We start from the raw sequence: 16139 nt of genomic DNA on the forward strand, positions 1-16139 counted from the left end.
GGGTGAAACAATGAATAAGACCGAATTAAAGAAATTTGCTGTAGAAGCTAGACGTGACTTAATGGCTAAAGTCTCTTTAAAAGCAGAGCAATATGGTATTACCAAAGCTAATCAGGAATTAAAGATTGTAGAAAACTATGGACAATTATTTATAAACGATAATTCCTATCCAATTGAAAGAAAACACGCATTTCATACGTTACAACAACGCTTAAAAACTGCTGGTTATGATCAGATTATTGAAGAAGTGGCATATACATGGTTTAACCGAATCATTGCGATTCGTTATATGGAATTGAACAATTATTTACCAGACCGAGTAAATGTATTATCGAGCAATACAGGTAAAAACGAGCCAGATATTTTACTTCAATATGAAACGATGAACCTAGATGTGGATCCTAAACAAATAGGTGATTGGTTACAAAAAGGCGAAAGTGAACAAGCTTATCGTAAATTACTTGTTGCGCAATGCAACAGTTTGAATAAACTATTACCTTTCTTATTTGAAAAAATTGATAATTTCACAGAACTATTATTACCCGACTATTTATTAGATCAGGAATCTATTGTACGCAAAATTGTAAATGATCTATCTGATGAAAACTTTTTTCAGCTTGATGAAGATGGTACTCGTTCAGATAATGTGGAAGTGTTGGGATGGCTCTATCAATACTACATGTCTGAAAAGAAGGAACAGGTTGGTGGACTAAAAAACAATGCAGTTAAGAAAGAAGATCTTCCAGTTGTTACACAGTTATTTACACCAAAATGGATTGTACAATATATGGTACAAAACTCTTTAGGGAAACTATATGACGAAAAATATGAAGACAATCAATTGGCTCAGAATTGGGAGTATTATTTAAAACATGAAGAAAATCACCATTTGTACCCTGAATTCGAATCATTAGAGGATTTGAAAATTATGGATCCAGCCTGTGGATCTGGTCATATCCTTATATACGCCTTTGATATGTTATACGATATGTATGAAGAGGCAGGATATCCATCAAGGGAAATTCCACAGTTAATCTTAGAAAAGAACTTGTATGGACTAGATATCGATAAACGAGCTCAACAAATTGCGAACTTTGCATTGCTGATGAAGGCTGCCGAAAAGCAACCACGTTTTATCTCAAGATTAAGTCGTAAAGGTCAAAGTCCAAAGCTGAATGTCTTTGAAATTGTAGATGCTGACCAATCATTATCAGAAGAAGCCATTGATTATTTTGCTGAAGATGAGACTGATAAATCCCTAATTAATGAATTACTGAGTCAATTTGGGAACGGAAAACAATTTGGTTCATTAATAAACCCTATTAAAATTCCTTACGGAGAGTGGATTAACCGTTTATATAATCTTGAAGAACAGAAAAGTGATTTACTGCATGAAGCTTACTTTAATGAATTAAAATATAAATTTTTGCCTATTCTTGAACAGTCTTTATTATTATCACAAAAGTATGATGTTGTTGTAACAAACCCACCTTACCATAATAACTATAACGATATTTTAAGAAAGTTTATGGAAAATAAATATGAAAAATATAAATCGGATTTATATATTGCATTTATTTATAAAACTCTTAAATTGCTAAAACCGAAAGGGTATACGGGTTTAATGACTCCTTTTACTTGGATGTTTATTGTAACTAATGAAAAAATAAGAAGGTTTGTATTAAACGAATCTGCTATATCATCGCTAATCCAATTAGAATATTCATCATTTAAAGAAGCGACTGTTCCAATTTGTACATATGTGCTCCAATCACAAAAAGAAAATACATTTGGACAATTTGTTAGGCTAAGCGATTTTAAAGGCGAAGATATGCAATATGAAAAAACATCGGAAGCTGTTAGAAACCCTGATGTAAGCTATAGATACAAGTTTAATAGTAGTAAATTTTTTGAAATGCCTTCTCTACAATTAGCTTATTGGTCAAGCGAAAGAGTGAGGAATATATTTATGAATAGCTCTAAAATTGGTGATGTTGCGGATGTCAAACAAGGTTTAGCAACAGCTAAAGATGCACTTTATTTGAGACTTTGGCACGAAGTAAATCTTGATAAAATTGGATTTAATATGGAATCTAGAGAACAAGCTAAGCAATCAAAGAAGAAGTGGTTTCCATTTAATAAGGGTGGAAAATACAAAAAATGGTTTGGTAATAACTGGTATGTGGTGAATTGGGAAAATGATGGGGAGGATTTGATTAACTTTGAAAAATCAGTAATTCGTAACCCGCAGTATTACTTTTTACCAGGAATAACGTGGGGGCTGGTCTCCTCTGGAAAAGCATCATTTCGATATTCATCTAATGGTGTAATACCAGGACATAAAGGTTCTATGATTTATTTCAAAGATAATAGATATGAATCAATTTGTTTTGCTATCTTAAATTCAAAAATAGCAAGAACACTGTTTGAAATGATTGCTCCAAATATTGGATTTGAAGTAGGGAACATAAAGGCTATTCCTATAATTGATATTGGTCAGGAAACAAAGGAAATTGGGGAATTAGTTAAAGAAAATATTCAAACTACTAAAGAAGATTGGGATTCAAATGAAATATCATATGATTTTGATAAACCTTTATTTTTAAAACGAAAAAATGATAAAAAGCTTCTCTCTACAATTTTTAGTGAAGTACAAAAATACCAAGATTCAAATATAAAAATGATAATAAAAAATGAATACAAGATTAATGAAATACTTATTAATTTGTATGGACTAGAGGATGAGATAAAGGCTGATATTGAGGAAGAAGATATTACTTTAACAATTTCAAATCAAACAACGAGTGCAAAGTCCTTTCTATCATATTTTGTTGGATGCCTTGTGGGGCGATACTCTCTCAGTACAAATGGGATTGCATATGCCGGTGGTGAGTTTGATGAATCAAAATATAAGAAATTCAAGCCAAATAAGGACGGTTTAATTCACTTTACGGATGACCATTATTTTGATAATGATATTTTTGTTCGTCTACGTGAGTTTTTATCAGTAGCGTTTAGTCCAGATACAGTTGATGAAAATATGCAATGGTTAGCTGAATCGCTGAAAATGAAGAAAAGTGAGTCGCCGGAGGAACGTTTACGACGCTATTTCTTAGATGAATTTTTCAACGACCATTGTAAAATATATCAAAAGCGACCAATTTATTGGTTAGTAGACTCCGGTAAACAAAAAGGATTACGGACTCTTATTTATATGCATCGTTATCAGCCAGATACGATGGCAACGATTCGTTTTGAACATTTACAAGAAATTCAATCTAAATATCAAATTGAAATAGATATGATTGATACACGTTTAGCAAATCCGAACTTATCGGCTAGTGATAGGCAGAGTCTTGAAAAAACTAAATCAGCTTATCAAAAGAAGATTGAGGAACTACAAGAGTTTGATACGGAATTAGCGACGTACGCTAATAAACAAATTAACATTGATTTAGATGATGGTGTTAATGTGAACTATGCTCAATTTGGAAATATACTTGCAAAGATTAAGTAACTGAAAGAGGGGAGGTTCTCCTCTTTCTCTTTAAATAAAGAGGTGGAATCAGTGAATGTCATTGAAAAATTACAAGAGAAAATACAACGAGAAAAGGAAACAAAAAAACGAGCAATTGTTTTTTGGTACGATCCCCAAGCACAAGCGAGTATGGATGAACTAAAAGGACAGTTAGAAGATATTGAGGTAAGGCAATTAACGAATCATAATTTTTTTCAACTTAAAGTCGAGATTGAACTTCAACGATCAAATGAGTCATTTTTAATTTATTCCGATGAAGCGAAACCAAACGACAAAGAAAACATGCTATTAGATTTATTGTCGTACAGCACTGAATTCAAGGCTGATGAAACCGCAATGTTATCGGAAACATTGCAAGTATCTGATCATGTATTACGTCCAATGATGGAACAATATCCTTTGTTCTTTGGTAGTAAAGAGCGGAAAAGAAAGCTAAGTAATATATTGCCTAAGGATGCCGATGACAATCAATTTGAACTGAGCATGATGGCTGTTTTAGTAAGGGCAACTGTACCCGATATACGTGTGATTACACGTCAACTTCTATTGAATGCGTTACATAAGGAAGAAAATGAGTTATTAAAACAACTAGAACGTAACTATTCATTAGAACGAGCTTTAGAATCTATTAGCCGCCATTTTGGTGTTTCCCTGGAAAAGGAGAATGAACCTTTAGTACAACTTTTAAATGTTCTCATTTATCAACACTTTCGTCAGAATGCTGGTTTTACCGTTGAGGATTGGGAGGCTCAATGGACATCGTCATCTCCTAACATTTGCGCATTATTCGTTGAAGAGTTCTTACAACACGATGGAGAAGTACTTGAAGAATATATCAAAGAATGGGAAAAGGTGCATAAAGTAAGAGGTGTGTTATCTAAGCAGGATATAGAAAACTACCAGCTAATTAATACTTTCCCAGTTGTCGATGTACTCATTATTGAAAAGTGTATTGATGAATTGGTTCATCAAACAATCCATGTGGATGAACGATTATCTTTAATTGGGCAACGTTTGAAAACCTATTGGGGATCAAAAGGTAGACTAAAAGCTCTTTTTGAAACTCTATTTGAAGCAATTAGACTTGAAAAGCTAAAACCTGTTGTAAATCGTTTGCATCAACCAGAAGATCTTTATGAAAGTTATGCAACATACTTATATGAAATCGATCATGCCTACCGTCATTTTATGCATAATTTTACGAACCTTGATGCGAAAGAAATGCTTGAAGAAATCGCTAGTCATTTAACAAATTGGTATGAAAATGAATATTTGCGTAGAACATCAGAGGAAATGAATTTCAGAATGGAAGATGGCTATGTATCCAAACTAATGCCTCAAAGAACATTCTTTTCTAAGATGATTCTCCCTATTTTGGAAAAGGAACAAACGAGGGTGTTCGTTATTATTTCAGATGCTTTACGTTATGAAGCAGCTTATGAACTTCATGAACAATTAAAAGAACGAGAGAACGGAAAATCAAGTATTAATTCTATGGCAGCAAGTTATCCGACGTATACGCAATTAGGGATGGCATCTTTGCTACCATATCGTGAACTTGTAGCAGATGAAAAGAAAGGTGTCTTGGCTGATGGCCAATCAACGAAAGGGACAGATAACCGACGTAGCATTCTACAGTCAGTCGAGCCGCAAACTGAAGTTTTGAAATTAAAAGAACTTCTGGATATGAAAGCAAGTGAAGCTGATCATTTGTTGAAAGGCAAAAGATTAGTGTATCTATATCATGACCACATTGATGCTCTTGGAGATTCGGTTAAGTCAGAACGTGAAACCTATGGAGCAGTTCATCAGGCGATTCAAGATTTGCAATATGCGGTTGACCGATTATCACGTCTTCAAGCAAAACGAATTTTTATTACTGCTGATCATGGATTCTTATTTCAATTCAAACAAATTGAAAACCATGGCAAAATACCAGCTGTTGAAGGACAAGTTATAGATCATAATCGTCGTTTTGCCATCGGGCATAAATTAACGGTCCCAGAAGGTTCGATTAAATTAACTGAACGACAAACTCCGTTAAAAAATGTAGAGGTTGTTTTGGCAAAAGGTATAAATCGATTTAAAACTGGTGGAGGTCTTCAATTTATTCATGGAGGTGCTTTACCGCAGGAAGCGGTCGTCCCATTAATAGATTACCGTCGTATTGAAATTGGACAACCTGTTGACATAGTAGTTGCAATGATTAATAAGGTAATTACAAATTATCGCATCTTGGTTTCTTTCTATCAGGAACAAAGTATTTCAGACAACTATACTTCAAGAAAAGTTCATGCAGCTTTTTACCAAGGTGATGAACGGATTTCAAATGAAATTGAACTTGTATTTAATCTAAAAGGCGAAAATCGTGATCGTAATAGACAAGTATCGTTTAATTTAGTTGAAAAGCATTATAAGATTGGTGAAACTTGCACATTAAGAATCAAGACTATAACCAAGAAAGGCAAAGAGCCTTATTTAGAAGAGGAATTTGTCTTACGCTTATATGAAGCGTTGTATTAGGTTGAAAAGGGAATGGGGGTGTAATTATTGCTTAAAAAAGGTGAAATTGTCGGAGCATCGTTTTGGCCAGAAGCCGTCCAAATCAAGCATGTTGAAAGCATTGATGATGATTTATATTTAGTGGAAGCGGTTGGACGAGAGTCTAATCAATTCTTCGAAAATTATCTTGAGAAACATCAATTACTGGAAGTTAAACATTATTCCGATGAAGATGCTTCAGATCAATTGAGAGATAGATTTCAACATTACTTACAATATCATGTGTTACGAACAGAGAAAGAATATTCACATTCTCGGGCCCGTGGAAATAAGAACATGATTCCTTTGCCCCACCAAATTGAAGCGGTTTATAGCAAAATGCTACAAGCACCCCAAGTACGATACTTATTAGCGGATGACCCAGGTGCGGGTAAAACGATTATGTCCGGGATGCTCATCCGTGAATTAAAAGCACGAAATATGATCCGGAAAACGTTGATTTTAGTCCCTCCCCTTGTGTTAAAACAATGGCAAATGGAATTAAAGGAAAAGTTCAATGAAGACTTCTTAATCATTACACGTTCTTATTTGGATGCTTCAGGTGAACTCAATCCTTTCGATATGCATCAGCGGGTCATTGCATCGATGTACTGGGCGTCTAGAGAAGATATTAAAAACATGATTATTAACTCTCAGTTTGATTTAGTCATAGTCGATGAGGCTCATAAAATGGCTGCATATACAGTTGGTCAAAAGAAACGCAAAGTGAAGCGGACAAAGATGTTCCAACTAGGTGAAAATTTGTTGAGACATACTGAGCATGCTCTTCTATTGACAGCAACACCTCACAAAGGGGATAAAGAAAATTTCCGTCATTTGATGAGTTTGATCGATCACGACATCTTCTCGCAACTTAATAAAAGTGATTCAATTCTAGAGAAAAGTAATCCATATGTTATCCGTCGATTAAAGGAAAAAATGGTTAACTTTGATGGAACCCCCCTATTCCCGAAACGTACAACTAAAACGTTAGGGTTTGACTTGAGTCCAGCGGAATTTGATTTGTACGAAGCTGTCACAGAATATGTAAGACATCACTTTAACCGTGCAAAACAGAATAATAAACCAAATGTTGCTTTTGCAATGATGATATTACAACGTCGATTAAGTTCATCCGTTGAAGCGATATATTTATCACTTGTACGTCGGAAAGAACGACTGCAGAAAGCATTAGAAACAGGGCAAAAAGTAAAACAGATGATATTGGATTACGAAGAATATGAAGATAGTTCTCTTGAAGAACAGGAATTGCTCGAAGAATATGCTGAGGGTGAATATGAAGAACTAGATTTAGATGAGTTACAAGTAGAAATTGAAATGCTAGATCAACTAATTCGTAAGGCAAATGTCATCAGGCAGAACCAAAATGAGCGTAAGTATCTTGAACTTGAAAAGACACTATTTGGTGCTAATGGCTTGTTGGCGCAAGGTGAGAAGATTTTAATTTTTACTGAATCTAAAGACACACTTAATTATCTAGAGAAGAAATTGAAAGCATACGTACCAGAGATAGCCAAAATTGTTGGTGACTTTTCTATGGATAGACGTCAAGAAGAGGTTGAGAAGTTTCGAAATGATTTGCAAATCATGATTGCCACAGATGCTGGTGGGGAATCAATTAACCTCCAATTCTGTAACCAAATGGTCAATTATGATATTCCGTGGAATCCAAATCGTTTGGAACAACGGATGGGACGTATTCACCGCATCGGACAGAAAAATGAAGTATTTGTATTTAATCTTGTTGCCACAAATACACGTGAAGGTGACGTATTAATACGGTTACTCACTAAGATGGAACAAATGCGTGAAGACCTTGGACAAGACCTTGTTTATGATTTTATAGGTGAAGTTCTTGAGGATCGCCAAGCAGATTTATCTTCGGTTATGGAGAAGGCAATTACAGGTCGTGAAGATTTAGACCAGATAATTGCAAACATGGAAAAGACATTATCGGAAGAACACAAACGGCTATTAGAACTGGCTCAGAGTGAGCGATTAGATGATAATTTTGATTTACCTGGGGTCAAGCGTTCATTTGAAGAAGTTTCGATAAACAGCATTCCTAATCGTTTATACGGGCACTTTGTAGTTGATGGATTAAAAAATACAAGAACGAGGTTGAATATTTCTGCAGATCACAAAACTGTCCGTATTGACCGTTTTCCCAAGCGGATTCGTGATTTTGCACGGGATCAGAAATTGATGTTCAACTTTGATGATTCTATTCGATTTGCTTTATCCACATCGAAATTGTCGGATTCAATACCAACGATTGAAAATGATAATCCGTTGTTTAACTTAGTGATGAAACTAACTGCTAAAGAGATGCAGCAAGCCGTGCTTCCACTCTATGAAGTGAAGGCATCGGTTCCAGAATCTATGACAGTTGAACTAAATCAAGTGACAATTGTGGACGGTAATGGCCGTGAACTTGAGCAAAAGTTAATGTTAACTGGTAAACGGGCAAACGGTGAGTTTATACAAATTTCACCCTATATACTTTTTAATGAATCGTTGTATGTTACAAATACGTATAACATAGAAGAACAGGATATTAAGCGACACGTGATTAAACATGCTAGGAAACTATTAAAGTCAATACAACGCAAGCGTGAAGATTATGCCAGTCGAAAAAGGGTTTTCTTGAGAAAGTCATTTGAGGATCAAATGGAAACCTTGCAAGAACGGTTGAAGAAGTACCAAGAAGAAAATGTAGAGGGTAAAAACAGTGCTTTAATTAATCAAACTTACTCGCAATTAGATGAAATGGAAGATAGGAGTAAAGAACGGTTAACAGAAATTGATCGTCAACGATCCATTCAATTGAAGCCAATAAAAAGGATAGCACAATTTAAAATCGAACTAAATGGCACCGATTGTGGCCGTGTAATACCAGAGGACTATTTATCAATGATTGAAGCACATGAACTAAACCAAGGTAGATTGAACGTAAGAGTACAGCAAACACTTGGGTTAGTTGATTTCATTAGCGAAGAAGCAGATGGCGAGAGTCGATTAATAGTGGTTTCGGACGACATACATCAGTTTAAACAGCAGTTGGTAGGGGAAGATTATCAGGCGATTAAAAGTCGTGTATTTGTGTATGAGGTAAAAGAAAAACAAATAACAGAGCATCAATTAGATCAAGGTTTGATGTTTGTTTAATGAGGGGGAATAGACAATGAAGAGATGGTGGATGATTCGTGCGGGAGATAATAATGAACTAATCCCAATTTGGAAGGACAAAGGTATTGCTTCTATTGGATGGCCAAAACTTGAGAATCCAAAGCAATATAGAATTAAAGATGAGATGACTGTAAAAGCTAATACAGTTTTTACTGAAAGTAAACCTAGATCTAGGAGCAGTTGGGTTAACCAAGTATGGCGGTTCAGTAGAGAAATTAAAAAAGGTGATCGAGTAATTACTTATAATAAGGAAAAACGGGAATACATGGTTGGGTCTGTTTTAGAACCGCACTTTTATGACGTATCTGTAGGCGATCCTGCTTATCCTAATAACATTATGGTGGACTGGGAAGAAATTACGGTTGAAAGGGATTCTTTATCACAAGCTGCCAAAAATAGTCTAGGATCAGTTTTAACGGTATTTCGAGTAGATGATTGGGGAAATGAAATTGAAAATTTATTAGAACATCCATTTTCAAATCCTGAACCATCAGATGAAGTTGAAGAGGATGAAATTATTGAAGACCTGGTTGGTAAAGCCACGGTAATGGTACAAGATAAAGTGGACAAGCTTGATCCATGGCAAATGCAAGAACTAGTTGGAGGGCTTCTGCGTGCAATGGAATATAATGTTCAAGTGAGTCCTAAGGGCCCAGATGGAGGTGTTGATGTTTTAGCATATAAAGATGCTTTTGGATTTGAAAAGCCCATTATAAAGGTACAAGTAAAACATCGGAAATCCTCAGCAAGCGCACCTGATATTCAACAGTTATTGGGTGCTAATCCAATTGATGCTAATAGTCTATTTGTTTCAACGGGTGGATTTACATCACAAGCTGTAGTGGTAGCTAAACATAATTCAGTTAGATTGGTAGATTTAGAAGAACTAGTTGATTTAGTTATGAAATGGTACGAAAATATGCCGAGTGATGTTAGAGCATTATTGCCATTGCAGAAGATGTATGTGCCTGAATGATTAAAATATTGAAGGTAGGTTAAAGATGGAAAGGTTAGCAAAAAAGGTTTTATTTCTGTTAAGGTACAATTTCAATAGAGAGAATTGGAATTGTGGATTAGAGGACAAGGAAACATGGAAGGTAATTACTACAATTGCTCGACATAATGAGTTCTCTGAAATTATTGATATAGAGGATACAGAAGGTTGGCTTATCGATATTTTTAAATGGCTTAACTTTAAAGATAAGAATATGTTTGAACTAGATGATGCACTGAGTGTTCTTAATTTGTTAAAAAAGAACTTAGAAATTAATATGAATGATTATTGGGTAGTTTTCCCGCTAGTGAATGCAACTTTAAATGATACGATTTGTTTGGATGAAAGTATCTATATCATTGGAGGCGACAAGGAGAATAAACTAAATCAACTAGAACAGATTACCAACATTCCTATTCAGGAATTGGATTCAAGATTTGAACACACGAGACGATCAAGATCGCCCATATTTTTATCACACCCGATAATTGCGATAAAAATCCGCCATCAATATTCAAGTGTTAGCCGTATTGCTTCTGATTGTGCTTTTTATGCTGTTAGTTTATTAAACGTTATGTATAGAGCATACATATACCCTAATTATGAAAATACCAATATTTCACTTGTATTTAGGCAGTTTATAGAAAATGGGAAATCTACTGATTATGATAAATTAAATGGTCATATTGCAATTCATGGAGAAAAAAATTGGATACATATACCAATTAATTTTAGTTATAAGTGTAGTTTTGATCTTGATTGGCTAAAAAGTAGGGGGCATAAAGAGCGATTTATAAATCTATATAGATGGTCTCAGGAAACTAACGACGCTAATGAATTAAAGGGAAGATTTCTAAGAGCAATAAAATTTTTTATGAAGGCAATAAACTTTGGTAAAGGATCCAAGTCATTAGATAGTGAATCTGATACTGTATTATACATCAATATTGCAGCAGAAGTAATGCTTTTAAAGAAAAATGAAGATAAACATACCAGGAAAAAGAAATTGACCTTTTTGTTAGAACATTTAGTTACCATAGAAGGGATAGATCAGGCTAGTGCAATCGATGAAGTATGTAAATCAAGAAATGAATTTGTCCATGATGGATTAGATTATATTGATGATTATTTTTATAGAAATGAGATTGATCCGTTTGAGAATAGAGCTAAAGGTAAAACAGACTTAGAAGTTTTTATAAAGATTATTGCGATTTTAATCAGCAAGGTTGATTATTATATTCAATATGCAATAGAAAATAAGAAACATAGTAGTTTCAATGCAAAAGAATCTTGGTTCAGTTTATTGGCTGATTACTTTGACAGTAGGCAGACTCCTACTGAATTAATTGAAGTAATCCATACATGCAATATTAATGAGAAGTGAAATATGATTTACTTGGAAATGTTAAATAATCATTCAATAGAGCAACAGGGAACGGTTTGCAACTTTCCCTAGCCGAAGCAAATTAACCATCCCCGCACTTCTTATGATTATACCAAGTCGTTGGTATGTTGGAGGAAAAGGATTAGATAAATTCCGTGAAGGGATAGTGTTATAACACGAACTGAATGGGTGGATAGATGGAAAGTTTCCACTAGCCGTGCAATAATATTTGAACTGAATTTATTGATGACAACTTAAATACTATTATTGGAGAACCTAACACAATTTGTACAGAAACTTACATTGTAATAGGTACTGATTTAAATTTAAATAAAGTTTCTGCTCAAAACTTAGCTAAATAAAACTAAACTAAATTTGCTAGATATCTGCATAGCTTAGTAAAAGCAAGCAAGATACTACACAGAAAACGTATAGATTTATTCCCATGTGGATTTCGGAAGTAATAGTTCCTTTGATTGGTTTGTATCAAGCGATAGTATAGACAAGCAGCTTTATAAGAAATACTATTTAACAATAGAAGAGGAAGAATACATCGATAGTAAGATTAAGCAAATGAAATAAATACAAGCTAAAATGGAGGCAGTTCCTTAATTATTGGGGTTTAGGATCAGACCATATTTGTAACAGGATATTTATACCAACAGAAATAGGTATCTCATGTATTTGTAATCGTCGATATTTTTATCATGAAATTTAGAATGGTTGATTGGAGGTGATTTTTAATGGCAAGAGCGGATCTCATGTTAAAACTTGTTGAGGCTGGATCAATAGGTAATATGAAGCTTTTTAATAAAACCGTAGAAGCTATTATTGCTGAAGAAAGAAGTAAAAATCATAATGTTTTAGCTGATAGGCTACACGAGATTATTAATCAAAAGGCAACAAAAAATAACACACATTTCAGTAATACAATAACAACAACTCAAAAAAAGTTATTTTATGAGACCAACCCTCAAACAAGGTTACATGACTTAATATTAGACTCTTATATTTTGGAATCCTGTAATGAACTTATTGAAGAACATTTTCGTAGTGATTTACTTAGGTCTTATAACTTGGAACCTAGACACAGAATTATGTTAGCTGGGCCTCCAGGGAATGGTAAGACTTCACTAGCAGAAGCAATAGCTAATGAACTAATGGTACCGTTCATCACTGTTAGGTATGAAGGCGTGATCGATAGCTTTTTGGGTGAAACATCGAATAAGCTAAATGAATTGTTTGAGTATGTAAGGTCTAGAAAATGTGTGTTGTTTTTTGACGAATTTGATGCTATTGGTAAGGAAAGAGGTGATTCTCAAGAAACTGGAGAAATAAAACGGGTTGTAAGTTCTTTACTATTACAGATAGACCGTTTACCAAGCCATGTAGTTGTAATAACAGCAACAAATCATCCAGAATTACTTGATAGGGCTGTGTGGAGAAGGTTTCAAGTGAAATTAGAATTAGCTCATCCTACTAAGAAACAGATTAATCAATGGTTAGATAAATATGAAATAGATTATGATATGCCATTAGAATATACAAGAAGAACATTAATCGATAATTTAGAAGGCATGAGTTTTTCTAATTTAAATGACTTTGGATTAGATATTAGAAGAAGGTATGTGTTATCACTACCAAATGCAAATACAAAAGAAATTGTTAGAAGCACTTTAAAAAATTTAAGAAACCAATATGTGCATTCAGATCTGAGAGGTGAAAATAATGGAAGAGAAACCACTACTAATGCTTCCGACTCCAACGACGGCAGATAGAGCGCGGAGAAATGGAGGAGGGGGAAATGTTCATTATCCACCAAGAAATCAGCAGATTAATAGAATAACTCCCAAGTTTCAACGATTAGAAAGTGCAATAGCCCGACAAAATGCGTCTTTTAGGGACAGTTTAACTGGCGTTACTCCAGAACATGCATTGGTATTTGAAACAGTCGGTACGATTGAAGATTTTGTTAAAGCAGTAAATAAAATTGATGGACTAGAATGGCTTATTGAGCTTCAAGAATATATTAGCCCAGATGATGATTTTTATGAAATTAAGGATGGAGAAAGAAATGAAGATAAAGAACTAAGTGGCCGATTGTTTCTAATAATGTCAGATCAACAGGCTTTAAGGGAACTTAAGTCTTTGTGGGACAGGTACAGAAATGGAGAGGCTTTCGTAAGGGGATATACTAAATTCAGAGATTTATTTTCACAGTTAAAAGATATAAGACTCTGGGATGTCGAGGACAGATTTTTTAATACGGGGTTATTGGAAGATTGGGAATATAGATTAAAAGAAAATGAAGAAATAATTAGATTCGAAGTTGAATTATGGTATAGAAGTAATCAAACAAAGAGGCAGCAGGTTTCAGCGGCTATTAGAGACTTAATTTCAAGGGAAAGTGGTAGGATCATTACTGAAAGTGTAATTGAAGAGATTGCTTATCATGCACTTCTTGTAGAGGCACCAATAGGAATATTTGAAGACATTCAAAATAAACCAGATGTATCTTTGGTTAAAGCAGATTCTATTATGTATTTTAGACCGGTTGGACAGTCTATTGTTATTTCTCCCGACGATTCAGATGAAATAATTGAACTTGAAAAAATTGAGGAAACAGAAGTTGTTCAAAGAGATCCAATAATTGCTTTATTGGATGGATTACCTTTGCAAAATCATTCTTTACTAAAAGATAGATTAATTATAGATGATCCCGATGGTTACGAAGAATATTATCAAGCAAATGAAAGAATTCATGGCACGTCAATGGCATCTTTAATAATTCATGGAGAATTAGATAGTAACGAATCACCGATTCCTTGGCCAATTTATATAAGGCCAATAATGCGTCCTAATCCGAATGACTGGATGAATAAATCAGAACATATTCCCGAGGACGTGTTGCTTGTTGATTTAATACATAGAGCAGTCAAAAGAATTTTTGAAGGGGACGGTACTGAACCTCCAGCGGCACCAAATGTTAAAGTTATTAATATATCCATAGGTGATTTATCCCGTCCTTTTGATTTACAAATGAGTCCTTGGGCTAGATTATTAGATTACTTGTCTTATAAATATAATGTCCTTTTTCTAATAAGTACGGGAAATTATACAGGTAGTATGACTTTAGATATTGCTAGAGATGAATTTCAACAATACAAAGATGATCCTATTGTTGAAAAAAAGGTACTGGAGAACATATCAAATAATATCTTAGATCGTAGAATTCTTTCACCATCTGAATCGATGAATTCAATAACTATAGGGGCTAGTCATACAGATGAATCAACAATAGAGACTTTGGGTAGAAGAGTTGACTTAATGAAACATTCAAAATTGGTAAGCCCGATTAGTAGAGTGGGACTAGGATACAGAAATTCTATAAAACCAGATCTATTATTTCCTGGAGGAAGACAGTTATACGTTGAAAATGTTTTAGGTGACGAAGGAAGTGCCAAGTTTGATATTCTAAATAACACTAATGCGCCGGGTCAAAGGGTTGCATTTCCCGGTAAACAGGGTAAATTAACAGAAACAATTTACACAAGAGGAACAAGTAATGCAAATGCTCTAGCAACACGAATGACAGCAAAAACATACATGATGCTTGAAAAATTAAGGGAAAACAATGAGATAGGAACGAACCTAACTGATGAATATATGACACTTATGCTTAAAACATTACTCGTTCATGGAGCTAGTTGGGGACAGGCATATTCTTTATTGGAAGAAACTTTAAGAAATCCAGAGGATAGGACTTTTAAAGATAAAAATGTTCCAAGATATTTAGGTTATGGTTTTGTAGATGGTTCAAGAGTATTAAATTGTACGGATCAACGTATAACGTTATTGGGATTTAGTAAAATAAAGAAAGATGAAGGGCAAATCTTTAATGTACCATTACCTCCTAGCTTAAGTAGTAAAAGTGTAAAAAGGAGATTAACAGTTTCCTTATCTTGGTTTACTCCTATCAATGCGAATAATCTAAAGTATAGACAAGCTCAACTTTGGTTCAATCCTCCTGGGGATGACCTCCTGGTAAATAGGCTAGAAGCAGATTGGCAGGCAGTGCAAAGGGGGACAGTTCAACATGAAATCTTAGAAGGAGATAGGGCAGCACCATTCTTAGAAGATGCATCTTTAGGGATTAAGGTTAGTTGCAGAGAGGATGCAGGAGGACTTGGGGATATAGAAATTCCTTATACACTTGCGGTGACTTTAGAAGTAGCGGAGGGAATTGATATTCCAATATATAATGAAATTAGAGAAAAGCTAAGGACTATGGTTAATGTTCAAGCTCGATAAGATAAAAAATTAAGAAAGAGTTGTCTGAACATGAATTCTTACTTCAGGTTTCATAAAGATTAAATCCAAGAATGATGCTTAGAGAATTATGGAGAAGGATCTCTTGTATCACATTCTCTAGTTAAAACAGATGAACATGTCCTACCCTTAACTAAGGGCGA

Annotated in this window: 7 protein-coding genes; all 7 read left to right on the plus strand. The window is 34.4% G+C overall.

Going from position 1 to position 16139, the window contains the following annotated elements:
* Nucleotides 1-10: 10 nt before the first annotated feature.
* The 7 genes from pglX (at nt 11) to CWS20_RS08150 (ending at nt 15978) form a co-directional block, all read left to right on the plus strand.
* On the plus strand, nt 11-3517 hold the full coding sequence (pglX, locus tag CWS20_RS08120) for a BREX-1 system adenine-specific DNA-methyltransferase PglX (protein ID WP_066188679.1): 3507 nt from the start codon (nt 11-13) through the stop codon (nt 3515-3517).
* 51 nt (nt 3518-3568) lie between these two features.
* The gene (pglZ, locus tag CWS20_RS08125) at nt 3569-6061 is read left to right on the plus strand and encodes a BREX-1 system phosphatase PglZ type A (protein ID WP_066188682.1); all 2493 of its coding nucleotides are present in this window, start codon (nt 3569-3571) and stop codon (nt 6059-6061) included.
* Between the two features lie 315 nt (nt 6062-6376).
* Complete coding sequence (locus CWS20_RS08130) at nt 6377-9268, plus strand: helicase-related protein (protein WP_241504154.1); 2892 nt, start codon at nt 6377-6379, stop codon at nt 9266-9268.
* 16 nt (nt 9269-9284) lie between these two features.
* On the plus strand, nt 9285-10265 hold the full coding sequence (locus CWS20_RS08135) for a restriction endonuclease (protein WP_066188688.1): 981 nt from the start codon (nt 9285-9287) through the stop codon (nt 10263-10265).
* A gap of 25 nt (nt 10266-10290) precedes the next feature.
* On the plus strand, nt 10291-11667 hold the full coding sequence (locus CWS20_RS08140) for a HEPN domain-containing protein (RefSeq protein ID WP_066188690.1): 1377 nt from the start codon (nt 10291-10293) through the stop codon (nt 11665-11667).
* A 743-nt stretch (nt 11668-12410) separates the two neighbouring features.
* Nucleotides 12411-13445: an AAA family ATPase gene (locus CWS20_RS08145; protein WP_066188695.1), complete on the plus strand. Its 1035-nt coding sequence runs from the start codon at nt 12411-12413 to the stop codon at nt 13443-13445.
* Nucleotides 13396-15978 (plus strand): S8 family peptidase, encoded by a 2583-nt coding sequence (locus tag CWS20_RS08150; RefSeq protein WP_066188697.1) that lies wholly within the window; start codon nt 13396-13398, stop codon nt 15976-15978. Before CWS20_RS08145 ends, CWS20_RS08150 begins: the two co-directional genes overlap by 50 nt.
* Nucleotides 15979-16139 lie beyond the last annotated feature (161 nt).

Source organism: Cytobacillus horneckiae (genome assembly GCF_002835735.1).
Classification (GTDB): domain Bacteria; phylum Bacillota; class Bacilli; order Bacillales; family Cytobacillaceae; genus Cytobacillus; species Cytobacillus horneckiae.

What these genes read in the sequence shown, in the direction of transcription:
- CWS20_RS08145 (WP_066188695.1), top strand. Translation starts at nt 12,411, where the DNA reads ATGGCAAGAGCGGATCTCATGTTAAAACTTGTTGAGGCTGGATCAATA.
- CWS20_RS08130 (WP_241504154.1), top strand. Translation starts at nt 6,377, where the DNA reads ATGATTCCTTTGCCCCACCAAATTGAAGCGGTTTATAGCAAAATGCTA.
- CWS20_RS08135 (WP_066188688.1), top strand. Translation starts at nt 9,285, where the DNA reads ATGAAGAGATGGTGGATGATTCGTGCGGGAGATAATAATGAACTAATC.
- CWS20_RS08140 (WP_066188690.1), top strand. Translation starts at nt 10,291, where the DNA reads ATGGAAAGGTTAGCAAAAAAGGTTTTATTTCTGTTAAGGTACAATTTC.
- CWS20_RS08150 (WP_066188697.1), top strand. Translation starts at nt 13,396, where the DNA reads ATGGAAGAGAAACCACTACTAATGCTTCCGACTCCAACGACGGCAGAT.
- pglX (WP_066188679.1), top strand. Translation starts at nt 11, where the DNA reads ATGAATAAGACCGAATTAAAGAAATTTGCTGTAGAAGCTAGACGTGAC.